The sequence below is a fragment of the Sphingomonas larreae genome, assembly GCF_051400595.1.
GTDB lineage: Bacteria > Pseudomonadota > Alphaproteobacteria > Sphingomonadales > Sphingomonadaceae > Sphingomonas.
This window is the reverse complement of record NZ_JBLFFI010000001.1, coordinates 251,202-273,356: the sequence shown is the minus strand read 5'-3', so window position 1 is coordinate 273,356 and position 22,155 is coordinate 251,202. Positions and strand designations below refer to the sequence as shown.

Sequence of the window (22,155 nt, the reverse complement as noted above, 5' to 3'; positions counted from 1 at the left end):
GCGCGAACGCCGCGCCGGGCAGAGCGATGGCGGCACTCGCAAGCGCGGTTGCGCACAGGAAACGCGACATCTTCATGGTTTGCTGACCCCCTTTTGAATGTGAGTCACACACACCAGTCGGGCGCATTGGCACAAGCCTTGTCGCGCGATTGCAACAACGCAGTAAGAAATTTGCAAGACCGTGTGACATTCTTACAACGGGGTAATGAACGGCTATGTCGTCAGGGCAGTGCGAAGATGGCGCTCAATCCCTCCGCTTCGGCCGACGGCGCTACCCACAGGCGGAACCCGCCCGGCTCGACCGTTCGCTGCAGGTCGCGCCCGACGAACAGCAGATCGTCGCGCCGTAGCGTGAAGGTAACCGTCTTCCGTTCGCCCGGTGCCAGGGCCACGCGCTGGAACGCTTTGAGCTCGCGCACCGGCCGGGTGACGCTCGCGGCGACGTCGTGGATGTAGAGCTGGACCACCTCCTCGGCGGCATGAGCGCCACGATTGGCGATGCTGGCGCGCACCGTCAGCGTGCCGTCGGGCGACAGCCGCTTGCCGCTGAGCGACAGATCTTCATAGTCGATCGAACCATAAGTGAGCCCGTGTCCGAATGGGAACAGCGCGCTCTGCTCGAACTCGCGGTAATGCGCCTTGAACGGCTGGAGCGGTCCCGCCGGGTTGGGGCGTCCAGTCGACTTGTGCGCATAATAATAGGGCACTTGCCCGGTCGCGCGCGGGAACGAGACCGGCAGCCGCGCTGACGGTGCCACCGCGCCGAACAGCATGTCCGCGACCGCCGGTCCGTCCTGCGAGCCGAGGAACCAGGTTACTGCGATCGCACGCGCACCGAGCACCGCCTCGTCCAACGCGAGCGCGCGTCCGGTCCGGAGCAGCACGACCACCGGCGTGCCCGTCGCCACCACCGCGTGCGCCAGCGCGAGTTGCGGCTCCGGCACGACCACGGCCGAACGCGACTGCGCTTCCCCCGACATGTCCTGCGCCTCACCGATCGCGAGCACCGCGACGTCCGCCGCGCGCGCCGCTGCGACCGCCGCCGCAATGCCGCCCGGCAGCGGCGTGCGGACCGACGCGCCCGGGGTGACGCTCACCTGCGCCGCGTCCGCGACCGCGGCGCGCACGGCGGTGGCGAGGTCGACCGCCTCGGCGTCGCTGCCATAGACGTTCCACGGTCCGATCAGATCGTGGCGCCCGCTCGCGAACGGGCCGATCAGGGCGATCTTCCTGCCCGCGCGCGGCAGCGGTAGCAGCTGGCGATCGTTCTTGAGCAACACGATCGAGCGCGCGCCCGCCTCGCGCGCCAGCGCCAGCGTCGCGGGGGTGCGCACCTCGGCACGCTCGCGCGCGGGATCGATGCGGCGGAAGGGATCGTCGAACAGCCCGAGTGACAGCTTGAGCGCGAGCACGCGCCGCACCGCCTGATCGAGCCGCGCCAGCGGCACCTCGCCACGCGCGACCAGATCGGGCAGGTGCTTGAGGTAGAAGCCGCTCTGCATCGACATGTCGACCCCGGCGAGGAACGCCAGCCGGGTCGCCTCGCGCGCGTCAGCGGCGAAGCCGTGCGCGATCAGCTCCTCGTCGCCGGTGTAATCGGACACCACCAGCCCGGCGAAACCCCATTGCCGGCGCAGCACGTCGCTGAGCAGCCAGTCATTGGCGGTGGCGGGCACGCCGGACAGCTCGTTGAACGACGCCATCACCGTCGGCGCGCCCGCCGCCAGCGCCGCCTCGAACGGCGGAAAATAGATCTCGCGCAGCGTCCGCTCCGAGACGTCGACGCTGTTATAGTCCAGCCCGCCCTCGCCGGCGCCATAAGCGACGAAATGCTTGGCGCAGGCCGCCACCGCGCGCGGGTCGGCCAGCCCGTTCTCGCCCTGGAAGCCGCGCACGCGCGCCGCCGCCATCAGCCGTCCGAGCAGCACGTCCTCGCCCGCGCCCTCGACGCCGCGGCCCCAACGCGCGTCGCGCGCGATGTCGACCATCGGCGCGAAGGTCCAGTCGATCCCCGACGCCGCCGCTTCGGCGCCGGCGGCGCGCGCGGTGCGGCGCGCCAGTTCGGGGTCGAAGCTCGCCGCCTCGGCGAGCGGGACGGGGAAGACGGTGCGATAGCCGTGGATGATGTCGGCGGCGAACAGCAGCGGGATCTTGAGCCGTGACTGGCGCACCGCGGCGCGCTGCATCCGCTGCGCCATGACCGCGCCGTTGCCATTGAACACGCCGGTCAGCCGACCGCGGCGGACCTCGCCGAGCTGTTGCTCGAAACTCGCGCCGGTCGCAGCGGGGTTGAGCGCGGTCGCCGCGCCGCCCGCCCAGGCCGCCGCCATGAGCGTGAGCTGGCCCGCTTTCTCCTCCACCGTCATGCGTGCGACGAGCGCCTCGATCGTCGCGGGCAGGGGGGCGGCCGCCGCGCGGGCGAGCAACGCGCGCGCCGGGCTGGCCGCCCAGGCGAGCGTCGCACCAGCGCCCAACAGCCAGGCCCGGCGTGACGGCTGTCGTGGATTGCGTGTCATGCCCCTCCCCTCATGTACCAGCAGGATTGATCGTTCCGGATGATACGTGTAAACGGTTACATGAACGACGGCAATGCGTACGGCACCGTCACCGGGAGAGGATGCCAGGTCCGGCGATGCCGAATGCCACGATCCGCGACGTCGCCCGGGAGGCGGAGGTGTCGGTCGCCTCGGTGTCGCGCGCGCTCAACGGACATGAGCGGGTGCGGCCAGAGCTTCGCGCGCGCGTGCAGGCGGTGGCGGCGCGGCTCGGCTATGTCCCGCATGCCGGCGCGCGCAGCCTCAGCCTGGCGCGGACCTCGGCGATCGGCGTGGTGTTGCCCGACCTGCACGGCGAGTTCTTCTCCGAGCTGCTGCGCGGGATGGATCGCGAGGCGGCGGCGCAACAGCTCGCGCTGGTGTTGACCGTTTTACAGGACGGGCGCGGGCTCCACACGTTGGCGCGGTTGCGCGGGCAGGTCGATGGGCTGGTGGTGATGGCGCCGCAGCTGGGTGCCGCAGAGCTGCGCGCGCAACTGCCCGCGGCGCTGCCTGCGGTGTTCCTCAACTGCGTGCCCGAGCTGACCGGCGCGGCGCTGCGCGTCGACAATGCGGCGGGCGCCGCGGCGATGGTAGACCATCTCGTCGCCGGTGGCGCCCGCGCGATCGTCCACGTCGCCGGTCCTGCCGGTAACGTCGATGCGGACGAGCGGCGCGCCGGTGCCGTGGAGGCAGCAGCGCGCGCCGGCGCCACGCTCAGCGTCTTTCAGGGCGACTTCTCGGAGGCGAGCGGCGTCGCCGCGGCGGAGCGGCTCGCGAGTGGCGCGATCGTGGCGGACGCGCTGTTCGCCGCCAACGACGCGATGGCGATCGGCGCGCTGGTGACGCTCCGGCGACGCGGCGTCGCGGTGCCCGATCAGGTGCGCGTCGCGGGTTTCGACGACATTCCGATGGCGCGGCTGGTGACGCCGGCGCTGACGACGATGCGGGTCGACATTGCGGCATTGGGCGCGCGCGCGGTGCGGCGGTTGGCGCGGCGGATCGTCGTGCCGGATGAGGGGTTGGTGGAGGTCGGCCCGGCCGATGCGGAGGCGATCGTCCCGCGTCTGGTGGTGCGCGACACGACAACAGAAACGGACAGGGAGATACCGTCATGATCATGAGCTCGAACCGCCGCACGACAATGCGCGCAGCACTGGCGCGCGCGACCGCGCTTGGCGCCTTCGGAGCGCTCGGCGTCACCCTCGCGACCGCCTGGAGCGCCCCCGCGGCGGCGCAAGTGGGGCAGGCGTCGCTGCGCGGCGTCATCCGCTCGACCCCCGACAATCCCGTCACCGAGGTGACGATCGTCGAGGTGGCAACCAATTACCGCCGTTCCACCGTCGTCGGCCCTGATGGCAGCTATAATTTCGCCTCGCTGCGCGCAGGCGCCTATCGGCTCGAGATCCGCACCAAGGCGGGCGTGCGCAACTCGGATCAGTTCACGCTGCGGGTCGGCCAGAACGCCGGGCTCGATCTCGATCTTTCCACACCCGCCGCGCCGGCCGCAGGGGCGGAGGCGAACGGCAGCGCGCCGCAGCAGGGCGCCACGGGCGACGCCGCGACCGAGGAGCCCGGCGGTGCCACGCCGCAGGCCGAACCGGGCGACATCATCGTCACCGGCAGCCGGCTGCGCTCCCTCTCCGGCGGTCAGGTCGGCATCAACGTGACCCAGCGGCTGATCGAGCAGTTGCCGCAGAACAGCCGCAACTTCCTCGCCTTCGCCGACCTGGCTCCGGGCGTGCGCTTCATCGAGAGCGCCGACGGCAGCTCGCGTATCCAGGGCGGCGCGCAGGGCAGCAACTCGGTCAACGTGTTCATCGACGGCGTTAGCCAGAAGGACTATGTGCTGCGCGGCGGCCTTACCGGCCAGGACAGTTCGCCCGGCAATCCGTTCCCGCAGCTCGCGATCGGCGAGTATCAGGTGCTGTCGTCGAACTATAAGGCGGAATTCGATCAGGTCGGCTCGGTCGCGATCGTCGCGGGCACCAAGTCCGGCACCAACGAATTTCACGGCGAAGGCTTCTTCGACTATACCAACCAGAACCTGCGCGACCGCCGCCCGACCGAGATCTTTCCGGCCACGATCGACAAGGTTCCGTCCACCGACAAGCAGTTCGGCGTCGCGCTCGGCGGGCCGATCGTCAAGGACGTGGCGCACTTCTTCCTCAGCTACGAGGGCAAGCGCCGCGAGATCCCCGTCGACATCTTGCCGGGCAACGGCATCGCGGTGACCAGCCTGCCGGCGCAATATCAGGACCTGTTCGGCTCGTTCAACTCGACCTTCAAGCAGGACCTGTACTTCGGCAAGATCGATCTGACGCCGACCGACAAGGATCTGTTCGAGCTCACCGGCAAGTATCGCAACGAGTCCGGCTATCAGATCAGCAACGGCGTCGCGGCTTTCTCCACCGCGACGCTGACCAAGGTCGAGGAAATCCGCGCCATGGGCCGGTGGCAGCACAGCGAGGAGAAGTGGGTCAACGACTTCCGCGTCTCCTACGAGGACGTCAGCTGGTCGCCGCAGCCGGCCACCGACGGCATCAGCCAGCAGTTCCGCGCCAGCTCGCGCACGCCGACGAGCGTGAGCACCTTCAACCTGTTCCGCAACGGCGCCGGGCTGAGCCTGCAGGACAAGGGGCAGACCGGCTGGACCGTGCAGGACGATTTCACCTGGACCGGCTTCGAGGGACACACGATCAAGGTCGGCGCCAAGGGCAAGTGGGTGAAGCTCAACTCGCTCGAGCAGAACCTGATTAACCCGCTCTACTCCTACGATACCACGCTGCCGACCGGCAGCGGCTTCAACGACACGATCCCGTACAGCCTGGAGTTCGGCGCGCTCGGGCCGCTCGGCGATCCGCGGATCCGCTCGAACAACTTCCAGTTTGGGGCCTACATCCAGGACGATTGGGATGTAACCGATCGGCTCACGCTCAACCTCGGCGTGCGCTGGGATTATGAGCGAACGCCGGCGTTCCTCGATTATGTCACCTCGGCGGAGGATCTCGCCGCGGTTTCGCCGGCCAACTATCGGAATCTCGTCAACGCCGACTACGACATCAACGACTATATCTCGACCGGCAACAACCGGAAGGCGTTCAAGGGCGCGTGGCAGCCGCGCGTCGGCTTCACCTACCGGCTTGATGAACAGGGCCGCTTTACCGTCTTTGGCGGCTATGGCCGTTCGTACGACCGCAACCAGTTCGACTTTCTCCAGCAGGAACTGTCGAACGGGCGGTTCCAGCGGCGCCAGTTCCTCTTCCAGGGCGCCGACACGGTCAATCCGTGCACCCCGAGCGCAACCTGCATTCCCTGGAACGACGTCTATCTGACGGAGGCGGGGCGCCAGCAGCTGGCGGGCAACGGCGTACCGGGTGGGCGTGAGTTCCGCTTTATCAAGAACGACCTGAAGATCCCCTATTCGGACCAGTTCAGCCTCGGCGTCCGCGGCCGCTTCAACCCGGTCGAGGTCGAGCTGGGCTATACGCGGATCGTCAGCAAGGACGGCTTCGTCTACCTGCTCGGCACGCGCCGCCCCGATGGCTCGTTCTTCGCGCCCTCGCCGACCACTGGCGCGCCGCAGGGCCCCGACGTGTCGTTCGCGCCCTCGGGTTACGGCGCGATCATCATCGGCGACAACGGGCTCGAGACCAAGGCGGACTCGGGCTATGTCAAGCTGACCAAGACCTACTCGGCGGCGTCGCCGTGGAGCCTCGACGCGACCTATACTTTCACCGCGGCGACCGACAACCGGCCCAACAACGACCAGGCGGCGTACTTCCTGCTCGATTTCCCCAGGGCGTCCGACTATCCGATGCTGCGTTCGGGCGTGGTGCCGCGCCATCGCTTCGTGATCGCGGGCAGCGCCGACACGCCGATCGGCGTGACGCTCTCGGCCAAGTTCCAGATCGAGTCGCCCACCTTCCAGCGCGCCCTGCTTGATACGGCCTCGCCCTATGAGCGGCGTATCGTGGGCAACGAAGTGTTCGGGCTGGGGGATCGCTGGGGCCGACGCCAGCTCGATCTGGCCTTCACCAAATATGTCCCGCTCGGCTTCCTCAGCGACCAGACCCGCGTGCGGCTTCGGGTCGACATCCTCAATGCCATGAACGATCGGAATTATGTCGATTACAACAACGATCCGGCGGACACGACGCGGACCGCCTCGTCACCGAGCGTCTACCGCGAGCGCTCGACCTACAGCATCGGCGGCAATCCGCCGCGCACGGTGAAGCTGTCCGCGGGCTTCAGCTTCTGACGCCCGCTGCGCCGGACGGTCCGCGCGGCCGTGCCGTCCGGTGCTTTCGACATCCAGGAGGCGCCTGTTCTCGATCGACGTGACATGCTGCGTGCCGCCGCGCTGGGTGGCGCGGCGCTCGCCGGCGGGTGCGCCGCGCCTGCGCCGCGGGTGCCGCGGCTCGCCTTTCCGGGGGTGCTCCCGGAAGTCGGCACCACCCCCGCCTCGGCGAGCGATCCGCTGATGGACGACATCCAGAAGCGCACCGTCAGCTTCTTCTGGAACACCACCGACCAGCGGCTGGGGCTCGCGCCCGATCGCTGGCCGACGCCGAGCTTCGCCTCGATCGCGGCGGTTGGCTTCGCGCTGACCACTTATCCGATCGCGGCCACGCGCGGCTGGATCACCCGCCCGGCCGCGGCGGAGCGGACGCTCACCACGCTGCGCTTCTTCGCCGAGGCGCCGCAGGGGCCGGGCGACGACACCAGCGGCTACAAAGGCTTCTTCTACCATTTCCTCGGCACCACCAAGGGCTACCGCTTCGCGCGCTGCGAACTGTCGACGATCGACACCGCGCTGCTGCTCGGCGGCATCCTCTTCGCCCAGACATGGTTCGACGATCCCACCGACCCGCGCGAGAAGCAGATCCGCGACCTCGCCGACCAGATCTACCGCGCGGTGGAATGGGACTGGATCACGCCGCGCGCGCCGTTCGTGGCGATGGGCTGGCACCCCGAGAGCGGCTTCATCGGCTCGGACTGGAACATCTACAACGAGAGCCTGATCCTCTACGTGCTCGCGCTCGGCTCGCCGACGCACGCGCTGCCGCCGACCACCTGGGACGAGTGGACCGCGCGGTTCGACCCGTCATGGGACGAGGAGTACGACAACCCCTTTACCGCCTTTCCGCCGCTGTTCGGCCATCAATATAGTCAGGTGTGGCTCGACTTCCGCGGCGTTCGCGACGCTTATTCAATCCGGCGCGGGCTCGACTACTTCGAGAACAGCCGCCGTGCGACCTATGCGCAGCGGCGCTATTGCATCAACAACCCGCCGGGATGGCGCGGCTATGACGAGAATGTCTGGGGTCTCACCGCGTGCGACGGCCCCGGCGATTTCGTGCGCGAGATCGACGGGCACAACCGCGAGTTCTTCTCTTACTCGGCGCGCGGCCCCGGCGATCGTGACGACGGCACGATCGCGCCGACCGCGGCGCTCGGCTCGATCGCCTTTGCGCCCGAGATCGTGCTGCCGGCGGCGCGCGAGATGTACCAGCGCTACGGCACCGCCATCTACGGGCAGTACGGCTTTCACGACAGCTTCAATCCGACGCTGACGCTCCCGAACGTACCACTCAAGCACGGCAAGGTGATGCCCGGCATCGGCTGGGTGGCAAGCGACTATCTCGGCATCGACCAGGGACCGATCGCCTGCATGATCGAGAATTGGCGCAGCGGTCTGATTTGGAAGACGATGCAGCGCAACCCGTACATCCACGCCGGGCTGGAGCGCGCGGGGTTCAAGGGCGGCTGGATGGGGAGCTGAGTGAGGCGGCTCGCGCGGAGCGGTTTGGTCGGTCGCGTCGCTCGTGAAGTCGCCGCTTCCGCTCCGTTCGTGCTGAGGGGGGCACTGAGCGAAGTCGAAGTGCCGTCTCGAAGCATCGCCACGCCCACCCGGCGGGGGTGCTTCGAGACGAGGCTTCGACAAGCTCAGCCTCTCCTCAGCGCGAACGGGGGGCGGGTCAGTTCTAGGGATAAGCGGTGTGCGCCTCCACCGCCTACCCCCCGAACGCCCCGATCTCCGCCACCGTCAGCTGTGACGCCGGCAGTGCCACCGCGTCGAAGGTCACGCGCAGGTAACGTGCACGGCGCGGCGTGAACGCCACGCGCTGCGTCGACAGCGCATAGGCGATGTTGCCGAACTCGCCACTGGCCGCGGGCTGCCAGGTCGTGCCGTCCGCGCTGGTCTCGCAACGATAGCCGCGCGGCGGCGCGGTATCCTTCGCCACGGTGCGCGAGGGCGTGAGGCTGAAGCCGGTCAACGTCAGCGCCGCGGCGAGATCGATCGTCACGCTCGCGGGCGCGGCGGACGAGGGGGCGGGGACGGTCCAGCGCGTCGCCGCGTCGCCGTCGATCAGCGCCTCGGCACCGGCGCCGCTCGCCGCGACGATGCGCCACTTGTCCTTGGCGAGCACGGTTGCGTCGGATGAGCGCACCGGCGCCACCCAGACCGGCGCGACCTGACGGAATAGCGCAATCTCGCTGATCGCGGGGCAGGCGGGCGCCTCGACCACGCGCAGCCGCAGCCGCCGCGCGTTGCTCAGCCGCGGCAAGCGGATGAGCCGTTGCGCGCCGATACACTCATGCTCCGCGACGGTATGCCAAACCCCGCCTTCCTCCAGGTCGACCGCGAAGCGGGTCACCCGCACACCGAGCGGGAGATGCTCGCGCAGGCGGATCACGTCGAACCTGCGGCCCGGCGGCAGGTCGAGCGTGAGTGCCGGGGTGGTGATCGCGTCAGGGGTCGACCAGTAGGTGTCACGCCGCCCGTCGAGCACGCGTGCCGCGGCGAACGCCGGTGCGCGCTCGGCACTGGCGTGCGCCACCGCGCCGCGTGCGAGATCGGTCGCATAGGTCGCCGCCTGCGCGTCGCCGAAGCTCTTGAGCACCGCAACATCATGGTCGTGTAGTCGGCCGCGACGATCGGGCGGCAGGTTGAGGTTGAGGTTGGTGCCGCGCCCGACCGACTCGTCATAGAGTCGCAGCAGCCGCACCGGGTCCTTGACCTTGGCGTCCTCGTCAGCGTGGTAGAACCAGCCCGGACGGATCGAGACGTCGGTTTCGGCGGGCCACCACAAAGGGGCGCCCCGCACGCCCGAATTGCCCTCGCTCTGCACATACGGGTGGTTGGGCATGGTCGGCCAGCACGGGTCACCCGCGACGCCGTCCTCGTTGCCGACCCAGCGCACGTCGGCGCCGAGCGGGTCGAAGGTGCACGCCATCGGCTGGTGCTGGTGGACCAGCGCCACGATCGAGGGCCAGTTATAATATTTCGGCGCGTCGATCTTTCGGGCCTCACGCGCGCCGCCATAATAACCGTCACCGCCGTTGGCGCCGTCGAACCAGAATTCGAACAATTCGCCATAGCCGGTGCAGAGCTCGACCACCTGCTTGCGGAAATAGTCGATATAGCCGGGGCGACCGTACTCGGGATGGTTGCGATCCCATGGCGAGAGATAGAGGCCGAAGGCGAGCCCGGCACGCCGTGTCGCCTGCTCCATTTCGCGAACGATGTCGCCGTTGCCCTGTTTGTACGGGCTGTTGCGGATGCAATGCTCGGTCAGCTGGGTCGGCCACAGGCAGAAGCCGTCGTGGTGCTTGGCGGTGAGAATAATGCCGCGCATGCCGCCCGCCTTGGCCGCGGCGACGATCTGGTCGGCGGAGAAGTCGGTCGGGTCGAAGAGCTTGGGGCTCTCGTCGCCATAGCCCCATTCGCGGTCGGTGAAGGTGTTGATCGAGAAATGAACGAAGGCATATTGCTCGCGCCCGTGCCAGGCGAGCTGACGCCGCGACGGCGTCGCGCCCCAAGGCCTGGGCGCGCCGGTGCGCTGCGCGGCGGCGGGGAGCGCGGCGGTGGCGGCACCGGCGGCGAGCAGCCCGCGGCGGGTGAGGTCGGTCATCAAAAGTCTCCATGTCTCACGCAGCTGTTACCCCGGCGCAGACCGGGGTCCAGCCTCGCCGCTGGAGCGACCGCGGTGATCGTCACGCCGCCTGGACCCCGGCCTGCGCCGAGGTAACGGGAAGAGACGGGTAGGCGCCGCTCACTCCGGCACCCGCCCGAACGACGGCGGCCGATCCGCCATCGCGCGGCCGAAACCGGGCACCGGCGTCGCGCTCATCGCGAAGCGCAACGTACCGCCCTTGACCAGCTCGGCGTGGCTGATCCAGCTCTTGCTCCACGGCCGCCCGTTCCACGTCACCGCGGCGACATAGGGCGTCTCGGCGCGATTGCCGGGCGCCTCAATCACCAGCCGCTTGCCGTCACCTACGCGCAACGTCGCGCGCTCGAACAGCGGCGAGCCGAACACATAGGCCGCCTCGACCGGATCGAACGGGTAGAAGCCGAGCGCCGAGAACACGAACCAGGCGCTCATCTGCCCGCAATCGTCGTTGCCGATGACGCCCTTGGGGGCGTTCTGGTACATTTCCACGCACAGTCGCCGCACCATCGCCTGCGTCTTCCACGGCGCGCCGACATAGGCGTAGAGATAGGGCGCGTGCTGGTCGGGCTCGTTGCCGTGTGCATATTGGCCGACCAAACCCGCGATGTCAGGCGGCGCGTTGGCCGGCAGCGTCGAGGGCGCGGTGAACAGCGCGTCCAGCTTCGCCTCGAAGGCGCGGTCGCCACCGAGATGGCGGATCAGACCATAAACGTCGTGCTGGTTGAGGAAGGTGGCCTGCCAGCCGTTCGCCTCGGTATAGTCGCGCCACCAAGGCTTCGGCATATGGCCGAGCTGGATCGGGTCATAGGGCGTCCACCAGCTGCCATCGGCAAAGCGCGGGCGCGCGAAGCCGATGCTCGGATCGATCACGTTGCGCCAGTTGCCCGAGCGCTTTTCCAGCCGCTCGGCGTCCGCGCTCTGCCCCGCGGCGCGCGCGAGGTGCGATGAGGCCCAATCGTCATAGGCATATTCCTGCGTGCGGCTGACGCTCTCGAACCAGACGTCGGCGGGGACATAGCCCTTGGCGTCGTACAGGTCGCGACCCTTGCTGTTGTCGAGGTCCGGCGCGGCGAAGTCGAACGAGCGCTTCCTGATCGCCGGCCAGGCCGCGGCATAATCGGCCGGGATGCCCTTGGCCTGCGCCTCGGCGAGCACCGACACGCCGTGCCAGCCCATCATCGTCCCGGTCTCGACACCCTGCAGCGGCCAGACGAGCGGGCCATAAGGGCTCTGCTGCGTCTGGCGGACGAGGTCGCGCACCAGCGCGCCGGCCTGGTCGGGCGCGACGAGCGTCAGCAGCGGATGGAGCGCGCGATACGTGTCCCACAGCGAGTAGGTAGAGAAGGCGCGCTCGCCAGCCGGGACCCGCTGCGTCTTCCGGTCGAGGCCGATGTAGCGGCCGTCGACGTCGGAGAAGAGCGTCGGCGCCAGCATGGCATGGTATAGCGCGGAAGCCATGATGACGCGCTGGTCGGCGCTGCCCCCTTCGACCGCGATCGCGCCGAGCTGCTCGGCCCAGCGGCGCGCGGCGGCGCGGCGGACCGCGTCGAAGTCCCAGCTGCGCGCCTCGGCCGCGAGGTTGGCGCGCGCGCCGGCGACGTCGACTGCGGAGATGCCGCAGCGGATCAGCAATGGTGCGCCGCCCGCCTCGTCGAAGTGGAGCACCGCCTTCACGCGCTTGCCCTGAACGCCGGTCGCTTGGGCGGGCTGCTCCTCGTCATCGTCGCCGTAGAAGGTGACCCGGTCGGCCCGGCGCGAGAGCTGGAGCGCGAAGTGGATGCGGCGGCCCTTGGCCCAGCGGTGGACGCGGCGGCTGCCGGTCAGCGTGCCCTCCGCGTCGAGCGCGAGCGACGCCTCGTCGATCAGCGGCTTGGCGTCGCTCTTGTCGAGCACGAGGTGCGACAGGTCGATCAGCACGTGCGCCGCGCCTGACGGGAAAGTGTAGCGGTGCCAGCCGGTGCGCTCGGTCGCGGTGAGCTCGGCGAGCACGCCGCTCTCCAGCTTGACGCGGTAATAGCCGGGCTCGGCGCGCTCGTCCGAGTAACGCTGGCGATAACCCGCTTCGGGGTTAGCGAGCGGGCCGGGGGTGAGCTTCACCTCGCCGCGTGTCGGCACCAGCAGCACGTCGAGCATGTCGCCGATGCCGGTGCCCGAGAGGTGCGTGTGGCTGAACCCCATGATCGAGCTGTCACCGTGGTGATAGCCCGAGCAGGTGTCCCAGCGCTCGACGTCGGTATCGGGCGAGAGCTGCACCATGCCGAAGGGCAGCGTGGCGCCCGGATAGGTGTGGCCGTCGCCGCCGGTGCCGACGAAGAGGTTGGGTGCGGTCCGCTGGACGCGCGCCGCGGCGGCGAGGGGCAGCGGCGCCGCGAGCGCGCTGCCCGCCGCGGTGGCGAGCAGCGCGCGGCGGCTGAGCTGGAGATGCGGTGGGCGCGGCGCTTCGTCACTCACCTCGCCCGTACCCCGGCGAAGGCCGGGGCCCAGTTGGGTAGGCCGTAGTGACTCTTGCGCAGCGCTCCCCAACTGGGCCCCGGCCTTCGCCGGGGCACCGGTGACCGCAGCGAGGGTCCCAACCACATCGCGCCCCATCACAGCGCCCCCGCGAGCAACGCAGGCTGCGTCGTCGCCAGCCGCACGATCAGCTCGCCGAACAGCCCGTTGGCCCAGGCGAACCAGTGGCGCGTCCACGTGTTCGGATCGTCCTGGTCGAAGCTTTCGTGGATGAAGCCGGTGCCCGCGTCGGTGTCGCGGACCATCCTGAGGCAGGCGCGGATCACCGCCGGATCGGTGGTCGACAGCGCGCGCACGATCAGCGACATCGGCCAGATCTGGCGCATGCCCGCGTGCGGCCCGCCGATCCCCTCGCCGGCACGACCGCGGAAGAAATAAGGATTGTCGTCGCTCCACGCCGCCGCCTCGGTGCGGCGCCAGAGAGCGTCGTCGGGCGCGACACAGCCGAGATAGGACAGTCCCGACAGCGACGGCACGTTGGCGTCGTCCATGAAATAGGCGTTGCCGTAGCCGTCGACCTCATAGGCCCAGACCTCGCGGCCGTCGCGCAGCTTCATCGTGCCATAGGCGCGCAGCGCGGCGTCGACCTCGTCGGCGAGCGCGCTCGCCTCCTGCGCCAGCGCGGCATCCTGCTTGGCCTCCTTCGCCACCGTGGCCAGCCCACGCAGCGCGCTCACCGCAAAGATATTGGACGGGATCAGGAAGGGGTATTGGCAGGCGTCGTCGGAGGGTCGGAAGCCCGAGACGATCAGCCCGACCGGCTTCATCGGATTGCCGTAGCCGCTGAGCGGCATTGTCTCGGTGTTGCGGTCCGACACGCGCAGGAAGCGATACGGCCCCGGCCCCTGCTTGCGCTGCTGCTCGCGGAAAGTGCGGATGCTCGCACGCGCGCCCTCCGCCCAAGTGGCGTCGAACGGGCGCGCGTCACCCGTCGCCCGCCAATATTGCAGCGCCAGCCGCATCGGATAGCAGAGCGAGTCGATCTCCCATTTGCGCTCGGCCACGCCCAGCTTGAGCTCGGTGACGTCCTTGAGCGACCATTCCAGCGTCGTCTTGGCGGTCGGGTCTTCGAGATAGGCGTTGGCGTAAGGGTCGATCAGGATGCAGCGCGCCTGGCGTGCGATCAGCCCGCGGAACAGCTCGGCCAGCCGCGGGTCGGCCTTGGCGAGATGGACATAGGGCGCGACCTGCGCCGAGCTGTCGCGCAGCCACATCGCATCGATGTCGCCGGTGATGACGAAGGTGTCGGGGCGGCCGTCGACCGTACCCAGCCGTACGGTGGTGTCGAGCGTGTTGGGATAGCAATTGCCGAACATCCAGCGCAGCTTGGCATCGCCGATCTTGGCCGAGACGCGCTGCATCTCCTGTTCCACCGCGCGGCTGGTGAAGCGGCGCTGGCCGAGCGGCGGGCGCTTGCTGGCGAAGGTGGCGGGGGCGGCGGCGCGCGCGGCCGCTGGAGCGGCGGCCAGCGCCGCGGCGGCGCCCACGAAGGTGCGGCGGTCGATCGTCATGTCATCTTCTCCTGAACCGTCATCCCGGACTTGGTCCGGGATCCACCGTGCCGCGCACGCCGCGATCGCGAGATGCGCTGGGAGGTAGGCCCCGGAACAGGTCCGGGGCGACGAGGTGGAATGGCGAGGTGATGCCCTCTCACTTCGGCAGGTCTTTGTCCTCGCCGGTCATCGTCACGTCGATCCAGCTTCCCTCTCCATCGCCCGGCTGCCCGCCGCCGACCCAGACGCGATAGGCGCCCGGCGGCACGTGGCGGCGGCCGTCGCGCTCGACCACGCTGAGGAAGCGCGGGTCGATCGTGAGACGCGCGATGCCGCTCTTGCCCGGCTTGAGCGCGATCCGCTGGAAGCCGGCGAGCTGGCGCTGGAGCACCGGCGCCGTGAAGCTGCCGCTCTTGGCGGCGGGCGGCACGACATAGGCCTGCACCACCTCCTCGCCAGCGCGCTGCCCCTGGTTGGTGACCCGTGCGGTGAGCGTCAGCGGCGCGCCGGCGGTGAGCGTGGCAGGCGCGCTGACCCGGTCATAGCCGAAGCGGGTGTAGCTCAGCCCATGGCCGAAGCTCCACAAAGGCATGCCGGTGAAATAGCGGTAGGTCCGCTCCTTCATGCCATAATCGACGAAGGCGGGCAGGTCGGTGGTCGCCTTGTAGAAGGTCACCGGCAATCGGCCCGACGGGTTGGTCACGCCTGAGAGCACGTCCGCCAGCGCGGTGCCACCCGCCTCGCCGGGGTACCACAAAGCCACGATCGAGTCCGCCACCGCGGGATCGACCGCCACCGCGCTGCCGCTGGCGAGCACCAGCACGATCGGCTTGCCCGTCGCCTTGAGCGCGGCGAGCAGCCGCTGCTGCGGTGCTGGCAACGCGATATCGGTGCGATCGCCGCCGACGAAGCCGGGCACCTGCACCTGGAGCGCCTCGCCCTCGAGGTCGGGCGAGAGCCCGCCGACCACCACCGCCACGTCGGCGGCGCGCGCGGCGGCGACGGCCTCGTTCAACAGCGCGTCGCCGGGCGGCAGCCACAGCAGGCGGAAGCTGTCGTCCTCGCTGCGATGGTCGAGCACCAGCTCGAGCGGTTGCGCGCTGCCGTCGCTGTCATAGTCGATCTCGACCCGCCCCTTGGGCAAAGCGCCGTCATGGAGCACGCGCCCGCCGATCGTCAGCCGCGCGCTGTCGTGCGTGGTGCAGTTCTTCCAGCATTGCGTCTGGTCGAGCACCAGCCGGTAGCGCCCCGCCGCGGGCGGCTGGAGCGAACCCGTCCAGCGCGCGACATAGCCGACCGGCGGCAGCTCGGGCGCGGGGGCGGCGCGGTTGAGGTCGAGGTCGATCGTGCGCGCCGGCGCGGCGGCGACGGTGCGGTCGCCCGCGGTATAGCCGACCGTCAGCCCCTTGAGCGCGGTCTCGGGCAGCACCACCGGCGCGCCGTCCGCCAGCACCGAGCCCTGCGCGTAGGTTGCACCGGGGAAACGCGTGCGCACGCCCTGGAGCGGCGTCACCGGCCGCGCCGCGGTGCCGTGGTAATTGCCCTGGAGCACACCGAGATCGTCGGCGTTGGCACCGATCACCGCCACCTTGGTGCCCGCCGCGAGCGGTAGCCGACCGGCGTCGTTCTTGAGCAGCACGATCGCCTTGCGCGCCGCTTCCAGCGCGATCGCGCGGTGCGCCGGCGTGCCGACTTCGCTTGGCGCGATCTTCGACCAGGGGCTGGTCGCGCCGAACGCGATGCCGAGCGCGCGGCGCGCCTCGAGCGAGCGGATGAGCGCGCGATCGACCTCCTGCTCGCTCACCAGCCCGCGCTTCACCGCCTCGGGCAGCGCGTCATAGGTATTGCCGCAGTTGAGATCGTCACCGCCGCGCACCGACACCGCGGCCGCCTCGGCGGCGTCGAGCCGGTAATGGTGGAAGAGGTGGACGTTGGCGACCGCGTCGCAGTCGGAGACGGTGAAGCCGGTAAAGCCCCAGTCGCGCCGCAGCCGGTCGTTGAGCAGCGGCGAGGAGGCGCAGGCGGGTACGCCGTGGATCGAGTTGTATGCGCACATCAGCGAGCGCGCCTTGCCCTCGGCGATCGCGAGCCGGAAGGCGGGGGTATAGGTCGCCTCCAGGTCCTGCGGGCTGGGATCGACGTCAAAGCTGTCACGTCCGGCCTCGGGGCCGCTGTGGACGGCGAAATGCTTCGGGGTGGCGATCACCTTGGGGTAGAGCGGGTTCGGCCCCTGCAGGCCGGTGATGAAGGCGACGCCCAGCTTGCCGGTGAGATACGGGTCCTCGCCATAGGTCTCCTGGCCGCGGCCCCAGCGCGGGTCTCGGAAGATGTTGATGTTGGGGGACCAGATCGTCAGCCCCTGGTAGATGCGGCGGTCGGCGTCGACGGCTCGCGCGTTGAAGCGCGCGCGCGCCTCGGTGGCGACCACGTCGCCGATGCGATGGACCAGGTCGGTGTCCCAGGTCGCGGCCATGCCGATCGCCTGCGGGAAGACAGTGGCAAAGCCGTTGCGCGCCAGCCCGTGCAGCCCCTCGTTCCACCAGTCATAGGCGGGCAGCTTGGCCTTGGCGTCGGCCGGCGCGGTGCTCTGCAGCTGCGCCGCCTTTTCCTCGATCGACATCGTCGCGACGGTCGCGGCCACCGGGTCGGCGGCCTGCGCGAGTAACAGCCAGATCACTTGCTTCCTCCCAGCGAGCGCAGCACCAGCGCGCGCTTCAGCGCGGCGGGGGATGACTCGGATTCGATCGTGATGGTGCGGCTCTCGCCGGGCAAGAGGTCGAAGCCGTCGTCGGACGGTTGCGCCGCGGTGGCGCCGAAGTCGAGCATCACCGCCTGCGCCAGCTTCTGCGCGGTGACGGTGACGCTGCGCCCGTCCCAGCGCGCGCTGAGACCCGGATCGGGCCAGCGCATCGCCTTGGGCAGCACGCGCTCGATCACGCGGCGGCTCACCACCGCATCGCCGATCATGAGCTCGGCCACGGCGTAGCTCGCCTCGGCGGGCGCGGCGGCAAACAGCTCCGCGTCGGCGATCGAAGCGACTTCCGCGGCGGCGAGTGGCGCCAGCGTGAGCTCGCCGCCGCGCTCGCCCAGCGCGCTGCCGTCGGTGGCGAAGGCGCGCACGCGCCAGCGCGCCGCGATCGGCTGGGTTGCGTCGGACACCACCGCGACGCGCAGCTTGCCGTCGCGATGCTCCGCGACGATCGCCTGCGGCACGAAGAAGCGGCGTGCGGCGTAGTGGAGCAGCTTCCACCGCCCCGAATGGTCGATGCTGGCCCAGGAGATCGCGGGCCAGACGTCGTTGAGCTGCCAATAGAGCGAGCCCATGTTGGTCGGCCGGCAGGCGCGGTAATGCAGCGCGGCCAACTCGATCGCCTGCATCTGGTTGACCTGGGTGAGATAGACGAAGTCGGCAAAGTCGCGCGGCTCGCCGAGGCGCTCGCGCAGGTAGAACATCAGCCGCTCGTTGCCCTCGCCGGCGAGAAACTTCTGGTGCGCGCGCATGACCGGCGCGTCCGGGGTGAGCTTCAGCGTGCCCGCGAAGTCCTTGATCGTGGCGAGGTCGGGTGCGCCCTGGAAGCCGTACTCGCTCATGAAGCGCGGACAGCTGTTCAGATAATTCTCGACCGGCTTTGAGCCGGACCAGACGTCCCAGAAGTGGCGATCGCCCGCGGCATCGGTGTCGACCGGGCCCTCGTAGCCGGTCGACGGCGAGCCTGGCCAATACGGGACCGCCGGATCAAAGTCGCGCACCGCGTCGCGCAGCACGCGATCGAACAGCACCGCCATGCCAGTGCCGATCCGCTCCTGCTCGTCGGCGCCGACGCGCTTCTTGAACGCCTTCCGATCGGACCAATTCTCCCAGCCCGACAGCACCTCATTGCCGCCCGCCCACAGCACGATCGAGGGGTGGCCCGAGAGACGCGCTACCTGCTCCTCGACCTCGACGCGGACATTCTCGCGGAACGCCGCGTCGGGCGGGGTGACCGAGCCGCCGAACATGAAGTCCGACCAGATCATCAGCCCCATCTCGTCGGCGGCGTCGAAGAAGGAGTCGGGCAGATAATGGCCGCCGCCCCAGATCCGCAGCATGTTCATGTTGACCGCCTTGGCGTCGCGCAGCAGCCCGCGCATCGTCTCGGGCGTGACGCGCGACGGGAAGCTGTCGAACGGGATCACGTTCGCGCCCTTGGCGAAGATCGGGATGCCGTTGACGCGGAAGCCGAAGGCGCCGTCACCACGGATCAGCTCGACGGTGCGCAGGCCGATCCGCCGCTCGGCGCTGTCGCTGGCGGTGCCGTCCTCAACCAACAAGCCGCTGACGCGGTACAGCGGCTGCGCGCCATAACCGACCGGCTGCCAGCGCTGCGGCGAGGTGATCGCGAGCGGCACGGTGACGCGGTTGAGCCCAGGGGCAAGCGAGACGTTCTGCTCGGCAGTGATGGTCTTACCGTCCGGCCCTGCCACCTGCGCGCGCAGCGTCGCGGTGCGCGCGCGATCGGCGATCACCTCGAACTTGGCGGCGAGCCGCGCCTCCTGATCGTTGAGCGCGACCTGCTCGACCAGCATGCGGTCGAGCCGCGCCTCGTCCCACGCCTCGAGCCGCACGTCCTGCCACACGCCGATGTTGACGATGCGCGGACCCCAGTCCCAGCTGTAATGGTACTTCGGCTTGCGGATATAGGGCGAGGTCTGCTTGCCCTTGGGCTCGTCGCCATAGGCCGAGTCATACTCGCCGGGCAGCGGGTTGGCCTCGGCGAGCACCATCGGCTGGAGCTTCCTGATCGGGGAGGCGAAGGCGATCGTCACCTCATTTCGCCCGGCCCGGAGCCATTTCTTGCCATCGACCCGCCAGCGGCGGTGCGCATTGTCTGCGGTGAGCGCGACCTGGCCGTTGATCGAGACGGTGGCGAACGTGTCGAGCCCGTCAAAGACGAGGTCGAGATGGTCGCGCTCCAGCATTGCGGGCGTCACGTCGAGCGCGCGCTGATACTGCCAGGCAGTGAGCCCGGCCCATTGGATCGCCGCCTCGTTGGTGCGCAGGAACGGGTCGGGCACCTGGCGTGTCGCGATCAGGTCCTGCTGGACGCTGCCCGGCACCGTCGCGGCGAACCATCGCGCGGCGCGGGGATGCGCCCTGGCCGCGGTGGCGTCGGCGGGGTCGATCCGCACGCGCCAGCCGGTGTCGAGCGGAGTGACGGTCTTGGGAGCGGCGGCCGCGGCGCCGGCGACGAACAGGAGCGGCAGGCAGAGGAGGGCAGTGTGACGCATCAACGACGGTCCGTGAGGCTGACCCGCTCGACCGCGTAGAGCGGCTCGGTGAGCGGCGAGGTGAACTGGAAGCAGAGGTCGCGGTCGCCGTCCATCGCCGGCAGCGTGCCGGTGAAGCGGAGCCGCTGCGGCGCGCTCGCGGGATCGGGCAGCGGGAAGCTCGCAGCGATTGCTGGCCTCGGCGCACCCGGTACCGGCTTGCCGTCCTTCATCGCGGGGCAGCCGACCAAGACCAATAATTCGCCGTGCGGCGTCACGTTGAAGTGGCGGCGCACCTTCTCGAAATCATGCGCGAGCCCATGGTTGCGCGCCAGTCGCGCCACCTCGACGGTGAAGCCGCCCGCCACGTCCAGCGGGGCGGCGGGATAGACGGTGCACAGGTTGAAGATGTTGACGTCATAGGTCGGCGCGCTGGCGGTCGCGTCGGTGGTGAGCGGCACGCGCAGTCCGCGTGTCTCGCCCGGACAGGCCGCCAATTCGCCCGAGACGCGCGTGAGCAGCGCCGGGCGCCCGGTGTCGAACGCGCGCGGCGCGGCGAGCGGCGTTCCGCCGCCGTCGAACGGCGCGGCGCGGACGGTCTGCCCCGGGGCGAGCGTCAGCGCGCCAGCGTAGCGGCGCGACGAAGCGCTCGGAGCGGAGCCGTCGAGCGTGTAGCGGATCACGCCCTGCGCCGCCTGCTGGCCGAGCGCCAGGCGAACCGTGTTGGCGCGCAGCGCGTCGCCGCGAGTGCCGGCGAGCGTATATTCCACCGCGGCGGCGCTGTCGGCGACCTCGACGCCACCGCGCTTCCAACGTGCCACTTGCGGCTGAAGCCGCGTCAGGAAGCCGGCGAAGTCGCGCGGACGGCTGATCCAGCTGTTCTCCGCCAGTGCGGCGAGCCGCGGGAAAATCGAATGCTGATACTGGTATGGCGTGACCAGATATTCGCTCCAAAGATTCATCTGCGCGCCGAGCACGTGACCGGCCTTCGCCGGGTCGAGCCCCTTGGGCATCGGATCATAGGCGTAGGTGTCGGCAAGCGTCTGGATCTGGAGCGGCCCGGGCGGCTCGTCGGCATGGCGGCTCTGGAGATAGTTGATGTACATCGTCGGCGCGGGCGACAGCACGACGTCGTGGTTCTGATTGGCCGCGTCGACCGCGCCCTTCTCGCCGCGCCACGACATCACCGAAGCGGATGGGGGCAGGCCGCCCTCGAGGATCTCGTCCCAGCCGATCAGCCGCCGCCCCTTGCCCGACAGATAGCTGCCGAGCTCATCAATCAGCCAGCTCTGCAGCGCATTCTCGTCCTTGAGGTTGAGCGCCTTGATCTGCGCCTGCACTGCGGGGCTGCGCTCCCACTGGTCCTTCACCGCCTCGTCGCCGCCGAGATGGACATAGGTACCGGGGAAAACGTCGATCAGCTCGTCGAGTACCTGCTTGACGAAGGCGATACCCTTCGGCCCGGGGTTGAGCAGATAAGGGAAGATGCCCCAACCGTTGCCCGTTACCGGCTGATCGCCGAGCACGCCGAACTCGGGATAGGCCGCCACCAGCGCCTGGGCATGGCCCGGCAGGTCGATCTCGGGGACGATCGTGATGCCGCGGTCGGCGGCGTAGCGAACGAGGCCGCGCAATTCGTCCTGCGTGTAGAAGCCGCCATAGCGCTGCGTCGGCGCCGCGCCGCCGGTCGACGGCGGGGTGCGCCACGCGCCGACCTCGGTGAGCTTGGGATAGCGCTTCACCTCGAAACGCCAGCCCTGATCGTCGCTCAGATGGAGGTGGAGCGTGTTTAGCTTCACCGCCGCCATCTGGTCGACGATCTTCTCAATCTCCGGCAGCGGCAGGAAATGGCGCGCGGTATCGAGCATCAGCCCGCGCCAGGCGAAGCGCGGCGAGTCCTCGATCGTCACCGCCGGCACGCGGACGGACTGGCCGAAGCGCGCATCGGGGCTGAGCAACTGCACCAGCGTCATCGCGCCGTGAATGAAGCCGGGCGCGGCGGAGGCGGCGATACGGATGCCATCGCGTGCGACGGTGAGGCGGTAGGCCTCGTCGCCCTTGATCGCGGGGTCGGCGACGAAGCGGATGCGGGCGGTCGCGGCCTCGGCGGGGGAAAGCGCGATCCCGCGCGCGGTGCGAACGTGATCAACCAGCAGCCTGGCGGCGGTCTGCGCGAGCGGCGTGTCCGCGGCGACGCCGGTGCCTGCGGCGACGGCCAGCGTCCCCGTGCCGCGCGTGATCGACTGCGGCAGCGGCAGCAGCATGGGCAGGGCGTCGCCGCGGCGCTGCGCCCATGCTGGAGTCGCGATCACCAATGCCGCCCCGATCGAGGCCCCCAGCGCGCTGCGGATCATGCCCACCCCTTGGTTACGTTTTGGTATTAAGAGGTATCATGACCGATGCACTGCC

The 22,155-nt window shown here is 69.6% G+C and carries 10 protein-coding genes; 3 read left to right on the top strand and 7 right to left on the bottom strand.

Going from position 1 to position 22,155, the window contains the following annotated elements:
- Positions 1–221 precede the first annotated feature (221 nt).
- A complete protein-coding gene (bglX, locus tag ACMGDM_RS01170; protein ID WP_436802308.1) occupies positions 222–2,516 on the bottom strand; it encodes a beta-glucosidase BglX in 2,295 nt (764 codons plus the stop codon).
- Between the two features lie 116 nt (positions 2,517–2,632).
- On the opposite strand from bglX, the gene ACMGDM_RS01165 reads away from it, so the two are divergent.
- The 3 genes from ACMGDM_RS01165 (at position 2,633) to ACMGDM_RS01155 (ending at position 8,319) form a co-directional block, all read left to right on the top strand.
- Positions 2,633–3,652: a LacI family DNA-binding transcriptional regulator gene (locus ACMGDM_RS01165; RefSeq protein ID WP_436802307.1), complete on the top strand. Its 1,020-nt coding sequence runs from the start codon at positions 2,633–2,635 to the stop codon at positions 3,650–3,652.
- Positions 3,649–6,795 (top strand): TonB-dependent receptor, encoded by a 3,147-nt coding sequence (locus tag ACMGDM_RS01160; RefSeq protein ID WP_436802306.1) that lies wholly within the window; start codon positions 3,649–3,651, stop codon positions 6,793–6,795. Before ACMGDM_RS01165 ends, ACMGDM_RS01160 begins: the two co-directional genes overlap by 4 nt.
- 84 nt (positions 6,796–6,879) lie before the next feature.
- Entirely contained in the window at positions 6,880–8,319 is a 1,440-nt protein-coding gene (locus ACMGDM_RS01155) for a glucoamylase family protein (RefSeq protein WP_436802305.1), read from the top strand.
- A 232-nt stretch (positions 8,320–8,551) separates the two neighbouring features.
- On the opposite strand, the gene ACMGDM_RS01150 is transcribed toward ACMGDM_RS01155, so the two are convergent.
- From ACMGDM_RS01150 to ACMGDM_RS01125, 6 genes are all read right to left on the bottom strand, one after another.
- Entirely contained in the window at positions 8,552–10,453 is a 1,902-nt protein-coding gene (locus tag ACMGDM_RS01150; RefSeq protein ID WP_436802304.1) for an alpha-L-fucosidase, read from the bottom strand.
- 141 nt (positions 10,454–10,594) lie between these two features.
- The gene (locus ACMGDM_RS01145; RefSeq protein WP_436802303.1) at positions 10,595–12,946 is read right to left on the bottom strand and encodes a GH92 family glycosyl hydrolase; all 2,352 of its coding nucleotides are present in this window, start codon (positions 12,944–12,946) and stop codon (positions 10,595–10,597) included.
- 137 nt (positions 12,947–13,083) lie between these two features.
- Positions 13,084–14,517: a glycoside hydrolase family 125 protein gene (locus ACMGDM_RS01140; RefSeq protein ID WP_436802302.1), complete on the bottom strand. Its 1,434-nt coding sequence runs from the start codon at positions 14,515–14,517 to the stop codon at positions 13,084–13,086.
- Positions 14,518–14,656: 139 nt separating this feature from the next.
- Complete coding sequence (locus ACMGDM_RS01135; RefSeq protein ID WP_436802301.1) at positions 14,657–17,176, bottom strand: glycoside hydrolase family 3 C-terminal domain-containing protein; 2,520 nt, start codon at positions 17,174–17,176, stop codon at positions 14,657–14,659.
- Entirely contained in the window at positions 17,173–19,767 is a 2,595-nt protein-coding gene (locus tag ACMGDM_RS01130) for a beta-mannosidase (protein ID WP_436802300.1), read from the bottom strand. The genes ACMGDM_RS01135 and ACMGDM_RS01130 overlap by 4 nt, the downstream gene beginning before the upstream one ends.
- Positions 19,767–22,100 carry a beta-N-acetylhexosaminidase gene (locus ACMGDM_RS01125; protein ID WP_436802299.1) on the bottom strand — a complete coding sequence of 778 codons (2,334 nt, stop codon included), beginning with the start codon at positions 22,098–22,100 and terminating at the stop codon, positions 19,767–19,769. The genes ACMGDM_RS01130 and ACMGDM_RS01125 overlap by 1 nt, the downstream gene beginning before the upstream one ends.
- Between the last annotated feature and the right edge of the window lie 55 nt (positions 22,101–22,155).

What these genes read in the sequence shown, in the direction of transcription:
- bglX (WP_436802308.1), bottom strand. Translation starts at nt 2,516, where the DNA reads ATGACACGCAATCCACGACAGCCGTCACGCCGGGCCTGGCTGTTGGGC.
- ACMGDM_RS01165 (WP_436802307.1), top strand. Translation starts at nt 2,633, where the DNA reads ATGCCGAATGCCACGATCCGCGACGTCGCCCGGGAGGCGGAGGTGTCG.
- ACMGDM_RS01160 (WP_436802306.1), top strand. Translation starts at nt 3,649, where the DNA reads ATGATCATGAGCTCGAACCGCCGCACGACAATGCGCGCAGCACTGGCG.
- ACMGDM_RS01155 (WP_436802305.1), top strand. Translation starts at nt 6,880, where the DNA reads ATGCTGCGTGCCGCCGCGCTGGGTGGCGCGGCGCTCGCCGGCGGGTGC.
- ACMGDM_RS01150 (WP_436802304.1), bottom strand. Translation starts at nt 10,453, where the DNA reads ATGACCGACCTCACCCGCCGCGGGCTGCTCGCCGCCGGTGCCGCCACC.
- ACMGDM_RS01140 (WP_436802302.1), bottom strand. Translation starts at nt 14,517, where the DNA reads ATGACGATCGACCGCCGCACCTTCGTGGGCGCCGCCGCGGCGCTGGCC.
- ACMGDM_RS01130 (WP_436802300.1), bottom strand. Translation starts at nt 19,767, where the DNA reads ATGCGTCACACTGCCCTCCTCTGCCTGCCGCTCCTGTTCGTCGCCGGC.
- ACMGDM_RS01125 (WP_436802299.1), bottom strand. Translation starts at nt 22,100, where the DNA reads ATGATCCGCAGCGCGCTGGGGGCCTCGATCGGGGCGGCATTGGTGATC.